Source organism: Streptomyces sp. NBC_01314 (assembly GCF_041435215.1).
GTDB lineage: Bacteria > Actinomycetota > Actinomycetes > Streptomycetales > Streptomycetaceae > Streptomyces.
In genome coordinates this window covers 6,328,683-6,347,365 of record NZ_CP108394.1, presented here as the reverse complement: position 1 = coordinate 6,347,365, position 18,683 = coordinate 6,328,683, and the positions used below count along the sequence as shown (strand labels likewise).

Genomic DNA, 18,683 nt, shown 5'->3' with positions numbered 1-18,683 from the left:
CCTCGGCCCCTCCTCGGCGACGCCCGCGCCCGGGTCCTCGTCCTCCTCGACTCCCCCATGAGCACGACCCAGCTGTGCGCGGTGACGGGCCAGGCCCTCGGCTCCGTCGGCCGCCACCTGAGGGTGCTGCTGGACGCCGGGCTGGTCCGGCGCGGGCGGGCCGGACGGTCGGTGCTGTACGCGCGGACGGCGGAGGGGGAGGTGCTGGTGCGTGCCGCCCCCAGGGAGGGGGCGGGTAGGGGCGGCGAGGCCGAACATCCTTCCGGAGATAGCATCCGATTATGACTACAGACAACGCCACCCCCTCCGTCCTCGACGTGCAGATCGACGCCCTGAAGGGCGGTTCCGCGGACCTCGCCCAGTACGCCGGACAGGCCGTCCTCGTCGTGAACGTCGCCTCCAAGTGCGGCCTCACCCCCCAGTACACGGGCCTGGAGGCGCTGCAGGCGCGCTACGCCGCGCAGGGCTTCACCGTGCTCGGGGTGCCGTGCAACCAGTTCATGGGGCAGGAGCCGGGCTCGGCCGAGGAGATCGCGGAGTTCTGCTCGGCGACGTACGGCGTGACCTTCCCGATGACCGAGAAGGTCGAGGTCAACGGGGAGGGCCGGCACACGCTGTACGAGCGGCTGGTGGACCACGCGGACGCCGAGGGGCACACCGGTGACATCCGCTGGAACTTCGAGAAGTTCCTGATCGGCCGCGACGGCTCGGTCGCCGCCCGCTTCTCGCCGCAGACCGAGCCCGAGGCGGCGGAGCTGGTCGCCGCCGTGGAGAAGGCCATCGGCTGACGCCCGGAGGGCTGCCGTTGACCTTGCCCCTGGGGCAAGGGGCACCGTCCCTCTCGCCGGGCGGAGGGCGCCCGGCGACGGAGGATGACCCAGTGGACACGGACGATCCGGACGACCTGCTCACCATCGGTACCTTCGCCGCCCGCGCGCGGCTGTCGGCGAAGGCACTGCGGCTGTACGACCGGCTGGGGCTGCTCACGCCGGCGTACGTCGACGAGGTGACCGGCTACCGGTACTACCGGGACGGCCAGACCGAACGTGCCCGTCTGGTGGCCCTGCTGCGGCAGCTCGACATGCCGCTCGCGCGGATCGCCGAGATCGTGGACGCCGTCGAACCGGACGGCGCTCGGGCCGCCGAGCGGCTCACCGCGTACTGGGCCGAGGCCGAGGAACGGTTCGCGTCCCAGCGGACCCTTGTCGCCTACCTCCGTGGACGGCTGTCAGGAACGGAGTCAGGAATGGCCGAGACGTACGGGAAGTTCGTGGTCGAAACGGTCGATACGGCCCCGCAGGTGCTGCTGACCCAGTCGCGGCACACACTCGCGGACGAGTTGCCGACGTGGATCGGGGCGTCGCTGGGGCGGCTGGAGGAGGGCGCGGCGGCGTGCGGCGGAACGACCGGCGCGCCGTTCGTCGTGTACCACTCCGAGGTGTCCATGGAGAGCGACGGGCCCGCGGAGTCGTGTGTGCCGGTGGCCGACGAGAGCTCCGCGCGGGCCTGGGCCGCCGAGCACGGGCGGACCTGGGCGACGAAGGTGCGCGTGGAGTCGGCGGGACGGCTCGTCTACACCCGGATCAGCAAGGCCCAGGTGGCGCATCCGCAGATCCTCGCGGCCTTCGAGGCGGTCGAGCGGTGGATCGCCGGGCACGGCCTGGAGGTCACCGGCCCGTGCCGCGAGATCTACTTCGCGGACTGGGACGCGGCGGGCCCCGAGGACCCGGTGTGCGACGTGGCGTTCCCGGTCTCATCCTGACCTGTGGGACGGAACACGGCCGTAGGGGTTTCCCTACGGCCGTAGCGGATCGCACACGTCCTGTCGGCCAACTGTCAGCGAGTGATTAGCGTCTACCTCCACACACGTCTTTCCCCACGCACGGAGAACGTCCGGGAGGGGCGTTCGAGAAGACGTCTGTGAAGACCGCACCCGCCCGCACGAGTCGAAACGGAACGGAAGAGCCGCAGTGGCCTTTGCCGAGCTGACCCCACGACGGCCCGTCTCGCGCGCCGACAAACCGTCGCGCGAGCCGTGGCGGGTACGCCACCGGGTGCCCCTCACGGCCGCCCTGTGCGCCCTGCCGCTGTACTTCGTGTGGTGGGCGGTCTTCGCGACCGGCGGCGGCGATCTGGCGGCCCAGGTGGCGTGGGCGGAGTTCGCGAAGATGTACCCGGACTCCGCGGTCAACCTGTTCTGGTACGGGGGTCTGCACGCGGCGAACTACAGCGTGCTCTCGCCGTACCTGATGGCGGCGTGCGGAGTCGTCCCCGTCACACTGGCGTCGGGCCTCTCGGCCTCCTGGCTGGCCGGTGCGGTCGTCACTCGTACGGGTGTACGCGCGCCGGTGCCGGTCGCGCTTGCGGCGACGTTCTCGCTGTGGTGCCAGGTGGTGTCGGGGCGCTCCACGTTCATGCTGGGCACGACCTTCGCGATGGGGGCCCTGCTCGCGGTGCTGAGCGGGCGCGGCGGGCGGCATCTCTCCGTGGCGGCGGTGTGCGCGACGCTGTCCACGCTGGGCAGCCCCGTCTCCGGCCTGTTCCTCCTCGTGGTCGGCGCCGCCTATCTGCTGTGCCGCGAGTGGGGCCGGGCGGCGGCGCTGATCCTGCCGCCGGTGACCGTGGTCGCCGTGACCACGGTGCTGTTCCCCTTCGAGGGCGAGCAGCCCATGGCCTTCAGCCGGATATGGCCGCCGGTCGTGCTGTGCGCGGTGGTCGTGCTGGTCGCGCCGAGCGCCTGGCGGGTGCTCCGCCTGAGCGCCGCGATCTACGCGCTCGGCGTGGTCCTCTGTTATCTGATCCCCACCCCCATCGGCACCAACGTCGAACGCCTCCTGGAACTGGCGGGCCCGGCTGCGGCACTGGCGATCTGCCTCTACCGGGGCGAGGCGCACACGGACGGCGCCCGGCTGCCGCTGTCCTGGTTCACGCCCCGGCGGCGGCAGATCGCCGGGGCGGTGGCCCTGGTGCTCTCGGTGACCTGGCTGACCGGCAAGACGACCGCCGACATCGTCACCAACACCAAGGTGCCCGAGTGGGCGGTGAAGACCGACGGCGTCGTGAAGGAGCTGAAACGGCTCGGCGCCTGGAAGACCCGCGTCGAGGTGGTACCGGCCCGCGACCACCGTGAGGCCGCCATCCTCGCCCCGTACATCAACATGGCGCGCGGCTGGAACCGGCAGGCCGACGTCGAGCGCGGCCGGCTCTTCTACGAGGGCCACGGCGGGACCGAGGTGCCCGAAGGGGCCTTCACGCCGACCGCGTACAAGGCGTGGCTCTCGCAGTGGGCCGTCGGGTTCGTGGTCCTCGTCAACGGCGAGCCGGACGGGCCCGCCGAGCTCGAACACGCGCTGGTGACCAAGGGGCCGGACTATCTGGAGCCGGTCTGGCAGGACGCCAACTGGAAGATCTACCGGGTGAAGAACGCGACCCCGCTGGTCGACAAGCCGGCCTCGGTCGTCAGCGCGGACGGCGCCAACCTCGTCGTCCACATGCCGAAGGCCGGCGAGATCACCGTCCGCGTCGCCTACTCCCCGTGGCTCTGGGCCGACAACGGCTGCCTCACCGCCGACCGCGAGTCCGACGGCGACCTCACCGAGTTCACCCGCCTCACGGTGCACGAGCCGGGGGATGTCCGGATCAGCTCCCAGTACGGCGGCCCGTCACGGACGACGGCCCTGGAGTGCGAGCAGGAAGCGGACGAGAAGGCGGAGCAGGGGGACGGCGAGAACGGGTAGGACAGGGATACGGGGAGAGCGGGGAGACGGGGAGAGCGGATAGGACGGGGAGGACGGGTGCGTGTCGGGCGCCAAGGCGCACCGCACAGCGACGAAGCGCTCCTTGCGGCCATGGGGTCGCAAGGAGCGCTTCGTCGTGGGCCGGCGGTCGTCGGCCGACGACCGTGGGCCGGTCGGGGCTTGCCGGTCAGTGCACGCCGGTCAGCTGACGCGGGTCAGCTTCGTGAGGAAGTCGGGCTCGGCGAGGGTCTCCTGGAGGGCGACCGGTACCTCCACGCCGTAACCGGCGCCGTCGCCGACGATCAGTGAGCCGACCTCGGTGCCCGGCTTCGCCTGGTGCGGGATGGTGGCGCTCGGGTCGAGTTGGAGCTTCACCGTCTTGCCGGCCCAGCCGACCGCCGAGACGTTCTTCGTGACCACGACCGGGGTCTGCCCGCCGAGCCCGTCGTCGACGTAGCCGACGACGTCACCCTTCTTCAGGATCGCGTCGGAGGCCAGCGCCTCCTGGGCGGCGACCATCGCGGTCTTGCTGACCGCGTTGACCGTGTCGATGATCGGCGGCGTGTGCTGGCCGAGGACCGCGCCGACGACGATCACCGTCTCACCGCCGACCTCCTTCGTGGCCGCGAAGAGGAGGTTGCCGCCGGCGGCCGTGGTGGAGCCGGTCTTGATGCCGATGGCGTTGTCGTAGGGGACGAGGGTGTTGTAGTTCCGGTGTTTCAGGCCCGAGGGGTCCTTCCACTCGGGCAGCTTGGTGATGTCGGTGAGGGCCTTCATCCGCACCAGCGCGTTGCCGAGCTTGACCTGGTCCTCGGCGGTGGAGACGGTCGTCTCCTTCAGCCCGGAGGGGTCGGTGTACGTGGTGTTGGTCATGCCGAGGTCCTTGGCGGCGGCGTTCATCTTCTTGACGAACGCCTCCTCCGAACCGTTGCTGTCCCAACGGGCCAGCAGCCGCGCGATGTTGTTCGCGGACGGAATCATGATGGCCGCGATCGCGTCGTACTGGGAGAGCTGGTCGCCCTCCTTGACGGTGTTGAGCGTGGACTCGCCGTCCTTGTCGTAGCCGCCCTCGGTCTCCGCCTTGGCGTCGACGGGGATCGTCTCGCCCTTCTCACCGACCTTCATCGGGTGTTCCCTGAGGATGACGTACGCGGTCATCGCCTTGGCGACGGAGCCGATGGCCACGGGCTTCTGGTCGCCGAAGCTGTCCATCGTGCCGATGCCGTTGACGTCCATCCAGCCCTGACCCTCGGCGGGCCACGGCAGGTCGACCTTGTCGCCCTTGAACGCGTACGACTCGTTGGCGGTCAGTGCGAGCGTGGGGGCGGGCAGCGAACGGAAAGACTGTGCGACCGCAAACGCGATCACCAGCAGGATGGCCAGGGGCGTCCAGATCTTGACCCGGCGGATGATCGTCCGCACGGGGGTCTGGCGCGGGGGCGGCGTGTTCGTCAGCTCCGCCAGCAGGTCCAGCGGCGGCTTCGGCGGCAACGGCTGCTGCGTCGTCCGCTCCGGGCCCACCTGCGGGATGGCCCGCGTCGCCTCCGCCGGACTGACGGCGGGGCTGTCGGGCGCGGGCGCCGGAGGCTTGGGCGGGGCGTGCTCGTCCAGCGGCTTCAGCGCGACGAATTTGCTGGTGCGTTCGGCCGGCGGCGCGGAATCCGTGGTGCCGCCCCTGCCCACGGCACCGGCACCCTCGGCCTCACCCTTCGCCTCGCCGTCGGCGCGCTCGGACTTGTCGGCACGGCTGGACTGGTCGTCGGCTTCGGCGGGTGCGGTGGGCTCGGCTGGTGCGGTGGGCTTGGTGGCGCCGCCGCCCAGCTTCAGCATGGTGGTGGGGTGATCCAGGGAGGGCGGCCGGGGCGCCCGGAAGATCGCGGTCGGCTGATCCACAGCCCCACCCGCACGACTGCCGTCGTCGACCGCGGGCGGCCCCTGCGGGACGCCTTCATCGTCGGCGTCATCCGGCTCGCCGCCGGCGTGAGCAGCCTCGGGGACGGCGTCGCCCTGGGCCCCGGCCGCGGCCTCGGTGCCGAGCTCGGGGACGGCGTCCTCCGGGCCTTCGGTGCCGGCTTCCGCGGCCGTCTCGGGGACGGCGTCCTCCGGGACTTCCGTGGCGGCTTCCGCGTTGGCCTCGGGGACCGCGTCCTCCGGGACCTCGGTGCCCGCTTCCGCGCCGAGCTCAGGGACGGCGTCCTCCGGGACTCCCGTGCCCGCTTCCGCATCCGTCTCGGGGACCGCGTCCTCCGGGGCTCCGGTGCCCGCGTCCGCACCGACCTCGGGGACAGCGTCGCCCTGGGCCCCGGCGGCGGCCTCGGTGCCGTCTTCGGGGACGGCGTCCTCCGGGACTCCCGTGCCCGCTTTCGCGTCCCTCTCGGGGACCGCGTCCTCCGGGGCTCCGGTGCCCGCTTCCGCGCCGACCTCGGGGACGGCGTCGTCATGGGCCTCGGTGCCAGCCTCCGCACCCGTCACCGCGTCCTCGGGGACTCCGGTGCCGGCTTCTGCGCCGACCTCAGGGACCGCGTCCTCGGGGACTCCCGTGCCCGCTTCCGCGTCCGTCTCGGGGACCGCGTCCTCTCCCGCCCGAGCTGCGGGCAGTCGTGCCCCTGGGGCGGCACGGGTGGGCGCAGTGGCGCCCTCCTCGCGCGGGTCGGTGTCGCCGTCCTCGGCGTCCGCCCCAGCCGTCGGCTCTCTGCCGGAGGCGGCCTCGTCCGCGTCCTCGTGCTCGGTCGCGCCTTGGTCGTCCTCGGCCTCGTCGGTCTCCTCGGCGTCGGCCCGCGCCTCCGTGGAGCCGTCCTGGCTTTTCGCGGCGCCCTCGGGACCCTCACCGTCGCCGGAGTCGGCATCCGTCTCGGCATCGCCCGCGTCCGAGCCCCCGGCGTCCGAGCCGGCGTCGCGCGAACCAGCGCCCGAGCCCTCGGCGTCCGCCCCATCGTCACCCGATTCGGCGTCCGAGCCCCCAGCGTCCGGACGAGCCTCGTCCGAGCCTCCAGCTCCGGCCCCGTCAGCCCGACCGGTGTCCGGCTCGTCCGTCTCCGGCTCGTCCGTCTCCGACCCGGCAGCTTCCGACCCGGAAGTCTTCCGCCCCGCAGGCTTCGCCGCACCCACACCCGCGTCCGAGTCCGTCTCGGCGGCGTCGTCCAGCTTCAGGCCCTCCGCCTCCGCCGCCTCCAGCAGCGCCCGGCGGGAGAAGACCGCTGTCGCCTGGTCGACCTTCGGCGCGGAGTCCCGGGACATCGCGAGGCGAGGATCCGGGGATGACTTCGCGGGGCCGGGGGCCGGAATCGGTGGCTCGCTCCCCGGTGCCGACTCCGTCGACGACTCGTACCGCTTCGACCTGTCGGGGGACGTGCCCGCCACCGATGCCTCCTCCCGCGCGCCGCCCGTCCTAGGAGCGCGCGCCCAACCGAACCGTGAAACCCGCCGCCCGGACACTAGTCACCCCAGGCACCCCCGCGCCGCGCCGGTGTCCGAACCATGTACCAGTGTCCTGTGTGCGGGCTTAACCCCTGCGGTAGACGAGAACGACATACCTATCGGTTCCACAACATTCCGGTCACGCACCCTCGACAGACCGATGTGAGAGGGGTCACCCTGTCATTCATCCACGCGGGGAGGCATGGATGGGCAGGAGCCGCAGAACGATTCCGGAAGAGCTTTTGCTGCTGGCGTTGGACCCGGCCACGGGTACCACCGCACAGCCGCAGTCGCTCGACCTTGGTCTGGCCGGAGCACAGCTAGTGGAGCTGGCGCTGGCCGGACGGATAGCCCCAGACGGGGATCGTATCGCCGTGGTGTCCCCACGGCCGACTGGAGATCCGACTCTGGACTGCGCGTTGGAGTTGCTGCGAAGGCGTGGCGCTCCCGTACGGGCGGTCCATTGGATAGGCGGGCCGCGTCTCGGGCTACGCCAGATCTACCTCTCGCATCTGGAGCGGTGCGGCATGGTGCATGCCGTGGCGGGCCAGATGTGCGGAGTGCTTCCGACGACTCGCTATCAGTCGAGTCAGACCGAGATCAGCCGGGAGATCCGAGCCCGGCTGGACTCCGCGATCCGCACCGGCGTCCCGCCGGACCCGCGGACCGCGGCGCTCGCCGCCCTGGCGCACGCGGTCGGACTGGGCAAGCACCTGTATCCGGGGAACGAGGGACGCTCGTCCCGCTCCCGGCTGCGGGACCTGATCCGGCACGACCCCATGGGTGGCCTGGTGGCCCACGCCGTCATGGACGTGCAGAACGGCGTGGCCGCACAGCCACGCCGCAGCCCGGCACCGACCGGCCGTCAGGCCGCCCCCGGCGCCAGGCCACCCGCACCGGAACCCGCGCGCGGCGTTCCGATGCAGCCACGCCGCGGCTCGATGGCCCGCGTAGTGGCGCACTGAGACGCACGCTCGGCACTCGAAGTACGCGAAGCACGCGCTGAGGCACAGAGGTGCGCGTGGGAGCCGGACCCCAGAGCCGCGGGTCCCGACCCCACCGCACCACGTGCGTCACGCGCATCACCCGCTTCGCGACGCTCCACGATGCTTCGCGACGCGTCACTCGCACTGCTTGTTCGCACCGCCGGCGCCGAACCACCGCAAGGGACCCCAGGACCCGGTTCGGGAGCCGCAGGTTCGCGCGGGGCGTGTGCGGCCGTACATACGGCCGCACACGCCCCGCGCGACCGCATGTTCGCGTACATGCGGCGTAGATCCCTCCACGGCGGAAAATCACCGGCGTAAACGGCGCGTGCGCAGCGCATATCCGATGTTTTCCAGCGGTACTCGGCACCTTGGTGGCAATCTGCTCAACAGCAGATACACAAAGTAGAGGCACGCAGCCGGAGGTGCACGTCCCGTGGCGTCCAATGTCAATCCCACTGTCAGGCGACGCCGGTTGGGCCAGGAGCTACGTCGGCTCCGCGAGCTCAAGGGCATGACCGCCGAGGAGGTCGCCGAGCGGCTGCTGGTCTCCCAGTCGAAGATCAGCCGCCTGGAGAACGGCCGCCGCAGCATCAGCCAGCGCGACGTCCGCGATCTCTGCGGGGTCTACGAGGTCGAGGACCAGCGGGTCGTCGACTCACTGATGCAGATGGCCAAGGACTCCCGCCAGCAGGGCTGGTGGCACGCCTTCGGCGACGTCCCGTACAGCGTCTACATCGGTCTGGAGACCGACGCGGCCAGCCTGCGCGTCTACGACCCCCAGGTCGTCCCCGGGCTGCTGCAGACCCGCCCGTACGCCGAGGCGCTCATCGCGGGCGCGCTGCCCGAGACGACACCCGGCGACATCGACAAGCGGGTCCAGGTACGGCTGAGGCGACAGGAACGTATCTCCGCACCGGAGAGCCCCCTGCGGCTGTGGACGGTCCTCGACGAGTCCGCGCTGCGCCGTGTCGTGGGCAATCGCTCCCTCATGCGCGAGCAGTTGGAGCACCTGGTCGAGCAGTCCCAGCTCCCGCACGTCACCGTGCAGGTGATCCCCTTCGACATGGGCGCGCATCCCGGTCTGAACGGGCAGTACGCGATTCTCGAATTCCCGGACGCGTCGGATTCCAGCGTCGTCTATATCGAGGGTGTCACCAGCGACCTGTACCTGGAGAAGCCCGCCGACGTCCAGAAGTACAGCGTCATGTACGAGCACTTGAGGGCGCAGGCCCTGAATGTGGATCAGTCCCGCCAGTGCATCGCGGACATCGCGAAGGAGTACGCGGAACTCCGGCCGCGCTGAACCCTTGCTTCAAGCCCCAATGGGACTGAAGGGGCCGGAAGATACACCATCGACACACTCGGAGGGAAGACCCTCATGGAATATGCCACCCACCCGAGTGAATAGTCGCTTCGTCAGCCGATGTTGGCGAGTAGCGTCGATCACGCCAAGGAAATCAACGACCTTGGCGCAAACCGAACCGTGGAGTCCGGAGACGGACAGCACCATTCCACGGTTCGGCGACAGCACTCACCGACCAACCGGCAAGCGGAGCAGAAATGGCAATTCAGCAAGGCGCCCAGGACACGTGGATCAAGTCGTCCTACTCCACGGGGAACGGCGCGTGCGTCGAGGTCAAGTCCCCCGTCGTCTCGGCCCTGTCCGTGCGCGACTCCAAGGTTTCCAACGGTCCGACGCTGGCGTTCCCCGCCGACTCGTGGAGCGCCTTCGTGGCCGAGGTCGGCCGGGGAGCCTTCGACCTCGCGTGACCATGGTTCACCACGACCGTCACCATCACCATCACCCCAACTTCACCTACACCTACTGATAGAGCCCTCTCGACCGGCCCGCCGTCCTGGCCGAGGGGGCTCGGCTTTTGCCCCCCACCGCACCGGGGCCGCGAGGGGCACGAGAGGCACTACAGGGGCACCACCGGGGCGCCACAGGGACACTGAGGGGCACTGCGGGATGACTTCAGGCCCACCTGATGACCTCAGGCCCACCTCGGGACTACTTCGGGACTACTCGCGATCACCGCAGCCGGTCCACGTACCTGTCCGTCCCCGGCACCGTGGGGACGAACGGTGCCAGCAACTCCAGCCTCCCCAGCCCTGATTCGGCGACCGCCTCCCCCAGCCCGCCGAAGTACGCCTCCCAGCAGTCGCGCGGGTCGGCCTCCAGGAACCACAGCAGCGTCAGCCGGGTGTCGACGCCCTCGACCTGCTTGACGTACGACATCCGGTCCAGGGGCAGCGGGGTGGGCCGGAAGACGGTGACCATCGCGGCCGGCGATCCGGCGAGCCGCTTGGGCAGATGCCTGGCCCGCAGCCACTCCAGCAACTCGGCCCGCTCCTCGGGCCCTTCGGCGTCGATGACCTGAAGCACGAGCCCCGCGTACGGGTGGTCGAGTGCGTGGAAGTCGCGGGGCCCGGCGGCTCCGTCGCGGTAGACGGTCGCCTCATGGTCCTGGAAGGCCGTGAAGACATGCGTACGGTCCTGGTAGACGCGTGCGTCGCGATTCAGCCGCTTGTTGATGGCGACGGTCCACCTCATGTGGTCGTCGTAGCGGCCGTCGGTGATCCAGTACGTGGAAAGGTAACAGCCGGCGGTGACCGGCTGGGCGATCGCCGACCGCTCGGGCGTACGCAGGAGTTGGAGATCGCGGGTGGCCACCCAGCGGCGGCCGGAGAACATCCACGGCATGGCCATCGCGCCCGCGTAGTAGTGGTCGTCCTCGTACCAGCGGTTGTACGCGTACTCGTGGCCCGGGTGCGGCTCGACCATGGTGATCAGCGCGTGGCCGGGGCGGACCCCGTACGGGCCGACGGCGGCCAGGTCGGCGTACACGGCGCTGCGGGTGTCCTCACCGCCGCGCCTGCCCTCGCTCATGCGCTTGTCCTCGCCCTCGCTCATGCGCTCGCCCTCGCTCATGCGCTTGTTCTCGCCCATGCGCCTCCCCTTCCGTCCACCTGCGGTCGCCCATACTCTGACGCTCCGTCAGATAATGTGCCAGAGCCGGGAGGTCTCCGATGTCACTGCTCGCGGGAAAGACGGTTGTCGTCTCGGGGGTCGGGGCCGGGCTGGGTCAGCGGGTCGCCGCGGCCGTCGTACGGGACGGCGGGAACGCCGTGCTGGGGGCGCGCACGGAGGCGAATCTCGCCAAGGCCGCGGCGGAGGTGGATCCGGACGGCACGCACACGGCGTACCGGGCGACCGACATCACCGACGAGGCGCAGTGCACGGCGCTCGCGGCGCTCGCGCGGGAGCGGTTCGGGGGCGTGCACGCGGTGGTGCACGTGGCGGCCTGGGACAGCTACTTCGGAGGCCTGGAGGACGCCGACTTCACCACCTGGCAGGCGGTCCTCGACGTGAACCTGCTGGGCACCCTGCGGATGACCCGGGCCTGCCTGCCCGGCCTGAAGGCGGCGGGCGGCGGGTCGGTCGTCATCATCGGCACGCAGTCGGCGGTGGCCGCGCCCTCACAGGTGCGGCAGGCGGCGTACGCGGCCTCCAAGGGCGCGCTGACGAGCGCGATGTACTCACTGGCCCGGGAGCTGGGGCCGCACCGGATACGGGTCAACACCGTGCTGCCCGGCTGGATGTGGGGGCCGCCCGTGGAGGCGTACGTGCGGTTCACGGCGCACGGTGAGGGCGTGCCCGAGGCGGAGGTGCTGGCGCGGCTCGCCGAGCGGATGGCACTGCCGGAGCTGGCCACGGACGGGGACGTCGCGGACGCGGCGGTCTTCCTGGCCTCCGACCGCGCACGGGCGATCACCGGCCAGTCGCTGCTCGTCAACGCCGGTGAACTGATGCGCTGAAATGCCCTGAACCGATGGGCTGGACCAATGGGCTGGACCAATGGGCTGACCTGCCCTTTCCGACGCCCTCACCCCGGGACGAAGGTGATCCTTTTCGGCCACTCACTGTTCATATACATAAACCGAGGTCATTGCTCGGAACTTCTTTACCCCCTCTTGACCTTCCAATTGCTTGCCGTGGGCATGCCACCGAACCCAGAGTTCACATGCCTGACCGTGCATATGGCTGACCTTGGCGGCGGACTCTGGAAGGGGGCCCATGAACAGTCTCGACTGGGCCGTGCTCATCGGCTACTTCGGTGTGATGGTCGCGATCGGCGTCTGGTCGCACAAGCGCGTGGACAACGTCAGCGACTTCTTCACCGCCGGCGGCAAAATGCCCTGGTGGCTCTCCGGCATCTCGCACCACATGTCGGGCTACAGCGCGGTGATGTTCACCGGATACGCGAGCATCGCGTACACCTACGGCGTCACGTCCTTCGCGACCTGGTCGTTCCCCATCGCGCTCGGCATCGCCATCGGCTCCAAACTGTTCGCGCCGCGCATCAACCGGCTGCGCTCGCGACTGCATGTGGCGTCTCCTCTCGAATACCTGAAGAACCGTTACAACCTGGGCACTCAGCAGGCGTTGGCCTGGTCCGGCATGCTGCTGAAGATCGTGGACGTCGGCGCGAAGTGGGCCGCGATCGCGACCCTGCTGTCGGTCTTCACGGGCATCTCCCTGAACCAGGGCATCCTGATCACCGGTTCGATCACGGCCGTCTACTGCACCATCGGCGGCCTCTGGGCGGACGCTCTCACGGAGTTGGGTCAGTTCGTGATCCAACTGCTGGCGGGTGTCGCGATGTTCATCGCCGTGGTGGGCAAACTGGGCGACTACGGCGGCTTCTTCGGCGTCTGGGACCGCCCGGAGCTCAAGGGCCACGCCGAGCCGCTGGTGGGCCCCTACGGCACGGTCTTCCTCCTGGCGTTCCTGTTCATCAAGCTCTTCGAGTACAACGGCGGCATGCTCAACCAGGCCCAGCGCTACATGGCCACGGCGACCCCGTACGAGGCCGAGCGCTCCGCCCGGCTGTCGGCGGCCCTGTGGCTGATCTGGCCGCTGGTGCTGTTCTTCCCGATGTGGATGTCGCCGCTGCTGGTGACGTCGGTGAAGGGCGACGGTTCGGACTCGTACGCCCTGATGACCGAACAGCTGCTGCCGCACGGGCTGCTGGGCCTGGTCATCGTCGGATTCTTCTCCCACACGATGGCCATGTGCTCCTCCGACGCGAACGCCATCGCGGCCGTCTTCACCCGGGACTGCGCGCCGGTGATCTGGCGCCGGGCGCGGACGTGGAACGAGGGGCAGGGGCTGCGGGTCGCCCGGATCGCGACGGTCGTCTTCCTGGGCCTGTCGATGGCGGCGGCCACGCAGGTCAACTCGCCCGCCTTCAAGGACATCATCACCGTCGTCATCAAGTGGGTCGCCGGGCTCATGGGCCCGATGGCCATCCCGATGATGCTGGGTCTGCTGCGTCCGTTCCGCCGGTCGGGGCCGACGGCGGCGCTCACGAGCTGGGCGTGCGGGCTGTTCGCCTTCTGGCTGGTGAACTACCCGATCAACTGGAACGTCGAGGGCGGGGTGCCGCTGCAGTTCCAGGTGTCCATCCCGCTGGCCGTCTCGCTGGTGCTGTACATCGTCATCGGCTTCATCAAGCCGGAGGACACACCCGAGCGGCTCGCGATCATCGAGATCATCAACTCGGACGGCGACGGGGACGGCAGGGGCGGCGCCGGAGCCGCTGCCGCCGTACCGGCTCAGGGGAAGGACGCGTCCAGCCCCAGCGGGGTCTGAGGACCCGACGGAGGTTCGCTGCGAGGCCGCGAGGGCCGCGCCCGGGAGGTGTCCGGGGGCGGCCCTCGGGGTTGTTGGCCGGGGGTTGTCGGGTGAGGGCTGGGAGCGGGGACTGACCGGGCCTCTACCGGAAGCGGGAGGCGTGCTCCCGGGCCCACGCGGCGAAGGTGCGGGGCGGGCGGCCGAGGAGGTGGGCGACGTCGGGGCTGACGAGGCGTTCCGCGGGGGTCGGGGCGCCGAGGATGTCGAGGGTGGTGTCGACGACGGGCTCGGGCATGAACCGCAGCATCGCGGCCCGGGCCTCCTCGCGGGTCTGCTCGACGAAGCGGACGGGTTCGCCGAGGGCGTCGCCGAGTGCCGCGGCCTGCTGCCGGGGCGTGGTGGGGGCCGGCCCGGTCAGCTCGTAGGACCGGCCGCCGTGGCCGTCCTCGCGGAGCGCCACCGCGGCGACCTCGGCGATGTCGGCGGGGTCGACGGTCGGCAGGCCGGTGTCTCCGAAGGGAGCGGTGACGGTCCGCCGGGTGCGGACCGACTCGGCCCAGGCATAGGCGTTGGAGTGGAAGCCGCCGGGGCGCAGGATCGTCCATGCCAGGCCCGACTGCCGTACGGCGTCCTCAATGGCGCGTCCGACGCCGCCGTGGGAGGCCGAGTCCGGCCGGGTGGCGATTCCCTGGGAGGACAGCAGGACGACCCGTTCGACGCCGGCGGCCTTCGCGACACCGAGGATGTCCTGAGGGCTGAGCAGATGCGCGCTCGGTCCGCCGTTCTGCAGGAACAGACCGGTGGCGCCGTCGAACACCGGACGGAGACTTTCCGCGTCGGCCAGATCGGCCCGGCGGTGCCGGACGCCGTCCGGCACGTCCGCTTCGGCGATGCTCCGCGACGTCGCGGTCGTCCGCTCACCGGCCGCCACGAGTGTCCGTACGAGCGCCCGGCCCACGTTGCCGGTCGCCCCCGTCACGACGTACATGCGTAACTCCCTTTTGTTGCACTGCTGTTGGGACGAGAGGGACGCTAACAGCGGCGATACAGTAGGTACCTAGAGGAAAGTGACTCCCCCGAAGGGATGTGTACGGGTGACCGGCGACTCGGCCCCATGGGCACCGTCCGCGACCACGGTGACCGACCCTCGGCTCGCCTGTCCCATCAGCCCGGTCGTGGACATCGTGTTCAGCCGGTGGACCACACCGATCCTGTGGAGCCTCCACGCCCACGGCCGTCGGCGCTTCGTCGAACTGGAACGCCTCGTCTCCGGCATCACGCCGAAGGTCCTGACCCAGCGTCTGCGCCAACTGGAACGCGACGGCCTCGTCGTCCGCACCTACCACCCCGAGGTCCCGCCCCGGGTCGAGTACGAGATCACCGAACTCGGCCGCAGCCTCGCCCCCCTCTTCGCCCACCTCGCCGAATGGTCCACCGCCCACCTGCCGGAGGTACAGCGATCCCGCGAGACCTACGACTCCGAACCGGGCCGGCCCGCGCCGTAGGTCAGCTGATGTGGGCCGCGATCGTGCGGGCGCAGGTCAGGGACTCGCTGTGGGTGGTGTCGACCTCCAGGTCGTAGTGCACGCCCTCGTGGACGAGGCCCGCCTGGGCCGCGGCCATTCCCCGGACTCGGTCTCCCCGGGAGATCTCGCGGCCGGCGGCGACGGCGCTGTCGCAGCGGACCCCGACCCAGAGCACGTCCAGGTCGGCGAGGATGTTCTGCCAGCGCTGCTGGGAGGCCGCTCCGCCGAGGAAGATGTCGTCGATGATGATGCGGGCGCCCGCGCGGGCCATGGCCACGACGCCCTGCGCCCAGGCCTGTTCCAGGACGCGGAAGTCCGCCCCGATGCCGACCTGGCCGTCGGCGGAGATCTCGATGCCGCCGTCCGACGTCTGCATCCTCGCGGGCATCGCGTCGATGAGGGAATCGGCCCCGAACGCCAGCCATTGGTCCGGCAGTTCGGCCTGCAGGCACCGTACGATCCCGGACTTCCCGGAGCTGGAGCCGCCGTTGAGGATGATCATCTGAGTGGTCACCGGGCTACGGTAGGGCGCCCCGCGCACGGCACGAAACCCATTTCGGGGGACATACGGCGGGCGACGGGGTGGGAGGGGGAGCGCGTGGGTGTCGATGTCGTCGAGCGCGAGGTGACCGATCCCTGGGAAGGCGTCCTGGTCGCTCCCAGGCGTGGCGGCGGTGCCGGTGTTCTGGTCCTGGCGGGTTCCAGTGGGCGCGTCGAGCGGGAGAGGGCGCGCCTTCTCGCCCGGGAGGGCATGACGGCTCTGGCGATCCGCTGGTTCGGTGGGCCGGGGCAGCCGCCGGGTATCTGTGAGGTTCCGCTGGAGACCTTCACCGCGGCCGTCGACCTCCTCCGGGCGCGCGGGGCGGCACGCATCGGAATCCTGGGCGCCTCCAAGGGGGCCGAGGCGGCACTGCTCACGGCGGTGCGCGAACCACGTGTGGACGCCGTCGTCGCGCTGTCGCCCACGTCCCGGGTCTGGTGCAACGTGGGACCGGGCCGGGATGGAGCGCATCGCCCCTACCGGTCCTCCTGGACCTGGCGGGGACGGCCCCTGCCCTTCGTACCGCTGGACGATTCCTGGACTCCCGCGGAGTCGGGCGGCGGCAGCCCGGTCGCCGTCCGCGGGTGGTACGAACTCAGCGAGCGGACGTTCGCCGAACTGCTCCCTCCGGCCGAGATCCCCGTGGACAGGGCTCGGGCCGATCTCCTGCTGGTGGCGGGCGGCGACGACGCGATGTGGCCGTCCCTGCCCTGGGCCGAGCGACTGGCGGAGCGCCGCCGCGCCGCCGGGGCGGGCGTGCGCCTGATCGCTCACTCCGGCGCCGGCCACCGCCCCCGCCTTCCCGGCGAGCGCCCCACCCCGGCATCCCCTCGCTTCCGGCACGGCGGCACCCCCGAAGCCGACGCCCTCCTGGGCACGACCGCCTGGCCCCATATCCTCGGCACGCTCCGCGCTCCGGAGGACTGACGCTCACTTCCTACGACGCCTGCTCGCCCGCTTCTTCCACTCGCCCACGCCCCCACCCCTCGTAGGCGATCCAGCCTGGACCCCCGCGCGGACACGGGGCAGGGCGCATACCTGACGCCGTCACGCCGGACAGGCGCACTCGGGTAGGTACTGCGGGGGCGCGGTCCTGGTGCGGTCGGGAAGGAAACCCGGTGAACCCCGGTGTGCCCCCGGCATGAGGACTTCGGTACGAGCGTTTCGGCAGGTCGCTGAGGCGTGGTCGCCGCCTCACTCGCCGCCCGGCGTGCGCACCATGAACACGTCCACCGGGTCCTCGGTGTCCAGGCGGAAGCCGTGGCGCTCGTAGAGGCGTCTGGCCGGGCTGCCCCGCAGGACGTTGAGGCGGACCGGGGTGCCGGTGTGGTCGCAGCGGGCGAGGAGGTCGTGGAGTACGGCTGTGCCGATGCCGGTGCCCTGGAGATGCGGGGCGAGGTAGAAGTGCTCCAGCCAGTGGGCCTCGGCGGTCGGGCGGAGGGCCACACAGCCGGCGAAGGCGCCGCTGACCTCGATGATCCAGGTGTGGGCCGGGTCGAACGCGTCTCGGAAGCGTTGACGGACGCGGTGGGGGTCGTAGCGGCCGAGACGTTCGAGGTCCGGGCGCATGACCACGGCGCGCAGCTCGACGATGGGCTCGACATCCGTCGAAAGGGCCGGGCGTATGTGCAGGTCAACCATGATCGGCACGGTATCCCTCGCCTCTTGCCGGGGCGCTCCCGCCTCAGGCCCGCGGATACCGCGTCAGCCACCCCGGTACCGCGCCGCCCGGGGCGTGCAGGGACGGGCCCTGGGTCATTTCGAGGGCGAAGTCGTCGGCGAGGACGAGGATCGTGGGGCGGCCCTCCAGTTCCGCGAGCCAGGCGGGCGGCAGGGCGGTCTCGCCGTGGAGGGCACCGAGGAGGCCGCCCGTCAGGGCACCGGCGGCTCCCGAGGGGCCCCCGTGGTTGACGGCGAGGCACAGGCCGTGGCGTACGTCCTCGCCGACCAGGGTGCAGTACACGGCGACGGCGAGCAGGCCCGCAGCCGCGCCGTCACCGGCGATCTGCTCGACCACGGCCGGGGACGGCGGGCCCTGGCGTACGGCGGCGAGGGCCTGCTGGAGGGCGTCGGAGACGGACTGGTGGCCGGGGCGGGCGGCCAGCAGCACCAGGGTCTTCTGGACGGCGGCGTCGAGGCTCTCGCCCCGCGCGAGGGCGTGGACGATGACGGCGTAGGAGCCGGCGGACAGGTAGGCGGTGGGGTCGCCGTGGGTCTGCGCCGCGCACTCGACGGCCAGCTGGAAGACCAACTGGGGTTCCCAGCCGACGAGAAGGCCGAACGGGGCGGAGCGGGCGGCGGCCTCGGCTCCGGACGCGCCGGGGTTCTTGGGGGCGTCGAGGGTGCCCATGGTCCCGTCGGCGAAGCCGAGGAGGCAGATGAGGGAGGGGTCGCGGCGGGCGTAGAGCCACTCCTCGCGGGCGAGCCAGCCGTCGTCCTTGCGGCGTTCGTCGGGGCCCCAGTCCCGCTGGGTCGCGGCCCAGCGCACATACGCCCGGTGCAGATCGGTCGGCGGGTGCCACACGCCGGTGTCGCGGCGGACCTGGGCGCGGATCAGGCCGTCCACGGTGAACAGGGTGAGCTGGGTGAGGTCGGTGATCGCGCCCCGTCTGCCGTAGGCGGAGGCCAGATCGGTCAGCCACTCCGGGCCGTACGCCTCACCGATCTGCGCCAGGGTGAGCTGGTCGACCGGCGCGCCCAGCGCGTCGCCGACGGCCGCGCCCAGCAGCGTTCCGCGCACCCGGCTGCGGAAGTCCTGCTGCTCGACCCGCCCCCAGACGGCACCGGCTGTCGCACCCACCCCGGCCTCCTCACGGCCCTTGCCCGGCCCGTACG

16 protein-coding genes and 1 pseudogene are annotated in these 18,683 nt (G+C 71.1%); 11 read left to right on the top strand and 6 right to left on the bottom strand.

Annotation, left to right across the window (positions count from 1 at the left end; genetic code table 11):
* Positions 1 to 9: 9 nt before the first annotated feature.
* The 4 genes and pseudogenes from OG622_RS27935 to OG622_RS27920 form a co-directional block, all read left to right on the top strand.
* Positions 10 to 285: pseudogene (locus OG622_RS27935) on the top strand (ArsR/SmtB family transcription factor); the annotation flags it as partial.
* Positions 282 to 788: a glutathione peroxidase gene (locus tag OG622_RS27930; RefSeq protein ID WP_371579368.1), complete on the top strand. Its 507-nt coding sequence runs from the start codon at positions 282 to 284 to the stop codon at positions 786 to 788. The pseudogene OG622_RS27935 and the gene OG622_RS27930, both read left to right, overlap by 4 nt.
* Positions 789 to 880: 92 nt before the next feature.
* Complete coding sequence (locus OG622_RS27925) at positions 881 to 1,762, top strand: MerR family transcriptional regulator (protein ID WP_371579367.1); 882 nt, start codon at positions 881 to 883, stop codon at positions 1,760 to 1,762.
* Positions 1,763 to 2,054: 292 nt separating this feature from the next.
* Positions 2,055 to 3,737 carry a hypothetical protein gene (locus tag OG622_RS27920; RefSeq protein ID WP_371584242.1) on the top strand — a complete coding sequence of 561 codons (1,683 nt, stop codon included), beginning with the start codon at positions 2,055 to 2,057 and terminating at the stop codon, positions 3,735 to 3,737.
* A gap of 201 nt (positions 3,738 to 3,938) precedes the next feature.
* Here OG622_RS27920 and OG622_RS27915 read toward each other — a convergent pair whose 3' ends face one another.
* Positions 3,939 to 7,097, bottom strand: a complete 3,159-nt coding sequence (locus OG622_RS27915) for a D-alanyl-D-alanine carboxypeptidase (protein WP_371579366.1) — start codon at positions 7,095 to 7,097, stop codon at positions 3,939 to 3,941.
* Between the two features lie 263 nt (positions 7,098 to 7,360).
* Here OG622_RS27915 and OG622_RS27910 point away from each other — a divergent pair, with 263 nt between their 5' ends.
* From OG622_RS27910 to OG622_RS27900, 3 genes are all read left to right on the top strand, one after another.
* On the top strand, positions 7,361 to 8,119 hold the full coding sequence (locus tag OG622_RS27910) for a GPP34 family phosphoprotein (RefSeq protein ID WP_319766403.1): 759 nt from the start codon (positions 7,361 to 7,363) through the stop codon (positions 8,117 to 8,119).
* Between the two features lie 457 nt (positions 8,120 to 8,576).
* Positions 8,577 to 9,446, top strand: a complete 870-nt coding sequence (locus tag OG622_RS27905; protein WP_371579365.1) for a helix-turn-helix domain-containing protein — start codon at positions 8,577 to 8,579, stop codon at positions 9,444 to 9,446.
* 257 nt (positions 9,447 to 9,703) lie between these two features.
* Positions 9,704 to 9,913, top strand: a complete 210-nt coding sequence (locus tag OG622_RS27900; protein WP_371579364.1) for a DUF397 domain-containing protein — start codon at positions 9,704 to 9,706, stop codon at positions 9,911 to 9,913.
* A 262-nt stretch (positions 9,914 to 10,175) separates the two neighbouring features.
* On the opposite strand, the gene OG622_RS27895 is transcribed toward OG622_RS27900, so the two are convergent.
* Entirely contained in the window at positions 10,176 to 11,033 is an 858-nt protein-coding gene (locus OG622_RS27895) for a hypothetical protein (protein ID WP_371584241.1), read from the bottom strand.
* A gap of 140 nt (positions 11,034 to 11,173) precedes the next feature.
* On the opposite strand from OG622_RS27895, the gene OG622_RS27890 reads away from it, so the two are divergent.
* A complete protein-coding gene (locus tag OG622_RS27890; protein ID WP_371579363.1) occupies positions 11,174 to 11,962 on the top strand; it encodes an SDR family oxidoreductase in 789 nt (262 codons plus the stop codon).
* 259 nt (positions 11,963 to 12,221) lie between these two features.
* Positions 12,222 to 13,799, top strand: coding sequence for a sodium:solute symporter family protein (locus OG622_RS27885; protein WP_371579362.1), 1,578 nt, complete (start codon positions 12,222 to 12,224; stop codon positions 13,797 to 13,799).
* A gap of 124 nt (positions 13,800 to 13,923) precedes the next feature.
* On the opposite strand, the gene OG622_RS27880 is transcribed toward OG622_RS27885, so the two are convergent.
* Positions 13,924 to 14,769 carry an NAD(P)H-binding protein gene (locus tag OG622_RS27880; protein WP_371579361.1) on the bottom strand — a complete coding sequence of 282 codons (846 nt, stop codon included), beginning with the start codon at positions 14,767 to 14,769 and terminating at the stop codon, positions 13,924 to 13,926.
* A 106-nt stretch (positions 14,770 to 14,875) separates the two neighbouring features.
* Between OG622_RS27880 and OG622_RS27875 the strand changes: the two genes are divergently transcribed.
* Complete coding sequence (locus OG622_RS27875) at positions 14,876 to 15,286, top strand: winged helix-turn-helix transcriptional regulator (RefSeq protein WP_371579360.1); 411 nt, start codon at positions 14,876 to 14,878, stop codon at positions 15,284 to 15,286.
* A gap of 1 nt (position 15,287) precedes the next feature.
* Here the strand turns inward: OG622_RS27875 and cpt are convergent, their stop codons facing one another.
* Positions 15,288 to 15,821, bottom strand: a complete 534-nt coding sequence (gene cpt / locus OG622_RS27870; protein WP_371579359.1) for a chloramphenicol phosphotransferase CPT — start codon at positions 15,819 to 15,821, stop codon at positions 15,288 to 15,290.
* Between the two features lie 84 nt (positions 15,822 to 15,905).
* Between cpt and OG622_RS27865 the strand changes: the two genes are divergently transcribed.
* On the top strand, positions 15,906 to 16,775 hold the full coding sequence (locus OG622_RS27865) for an acyl-CoA thioester hydrolase/BAAT C-terminal domain-containing protein (protein ID WP_371579358.1): 870 nt from the start codon (positions 15,906 to 15,908) through the stop codon (positions 16,773 to 16,775).
* Positions 16,776 to 17,042: 267 nt separating this feature from the next.
* On the opposite strand, the gene OG622_RS27860 is transcribed toward OG622_RS27865, so the two are convergent.
* Positions 17,043 to 17,489 carry an N-acetyltransferase family protein gene (locus OG622_RS27860; RefSeq protein ID WP_371579357.1) on the bottom strand — a complete coding sequence of 149 codons (447 nt, stop codon included), beginning with the start codon at positions 17,487 to 17,489 and terminating at the stop codon, positions 17,043 to 17,045.
* Between the two features lie 43 nt (positions 17,490 to 17,532).
* On the bottom strand, positions 17,533 to 18,648 hold the full coding sequence (locus OG622_RS27855; protein WP_371579356.1) for an ADP-ribosylglycohydrolase family protein: 1,116 nt from the start codon (positions 18,646 to 18,648) through the stop codon (positions 17,533 to 17,535).
* Positions 18,649 to 18,683 lie beyond the last annotated feature (35 nt).

What these genes read in the sequence shown, in the direction of transcription:
- OG622_RS27880 (WP_371579361.1), bottom strand. Translation starts at nt 14,769, where the DNA reads ATGTACGTCGTGACGGGGGCGACCGGCAACGTGGGCCGGGCGCTCGTA.
- OG622_RS27900 (WP_371579364.1), top strand. Translation starts at nt 9,704, where the DNA reads ATGGCAATTCAGCAAGGCGCCCAGGACACGTGGATCAAGTCGTCCTAC.
- OG622_RS27890 (WP_371579363.1), top strand. Translation starts at nt 11,174, where the DNA reads ATGTCACTGCTCGCGGGAAAGACGGTTGTCGTCTCGGGGGTCGGGGCC.
- OG622_RS27860 (WP_371579357.1), bottom strand. Translation starts at nt 17,489, where the DNA reads ATGGTTGACCTGCACATACGCCCGGCCCTTTCGACGGATGTCGAGCCC.
- OG622_RS27885 (WP_371579362.1), top strand. Translation starts at nt 12,222, where the DNA reads ATGAACAGTCTCGACTGGGCCGTGCTCATCGGCTACTTCGGTGTGATG.
- OG622_RS27895 (WP_371584241.1), bottom strand. Translation starts at nt 11,033, where the DNA reads ATGAGCGAGGGCAGGCGCGGCGGTGAGGACACCCGCAGCGCCGTGTAC.
- OG622_RS27910 (WP_319766403.1), top strand. Translation starts at nt 7,361, where the DNA reads ATGGGCAGGAGCCGCAGAACGATTCCGGAAGAGCTTTTGCTGCTGGCG.
- OG622_RS27930 (WP_371579368.1), top strand. Translation starts at nt 282, where the DNA reads ATGACTACAGACAACGCCACCCCCTCCGTCCTCGACGTGCAGATCGAC.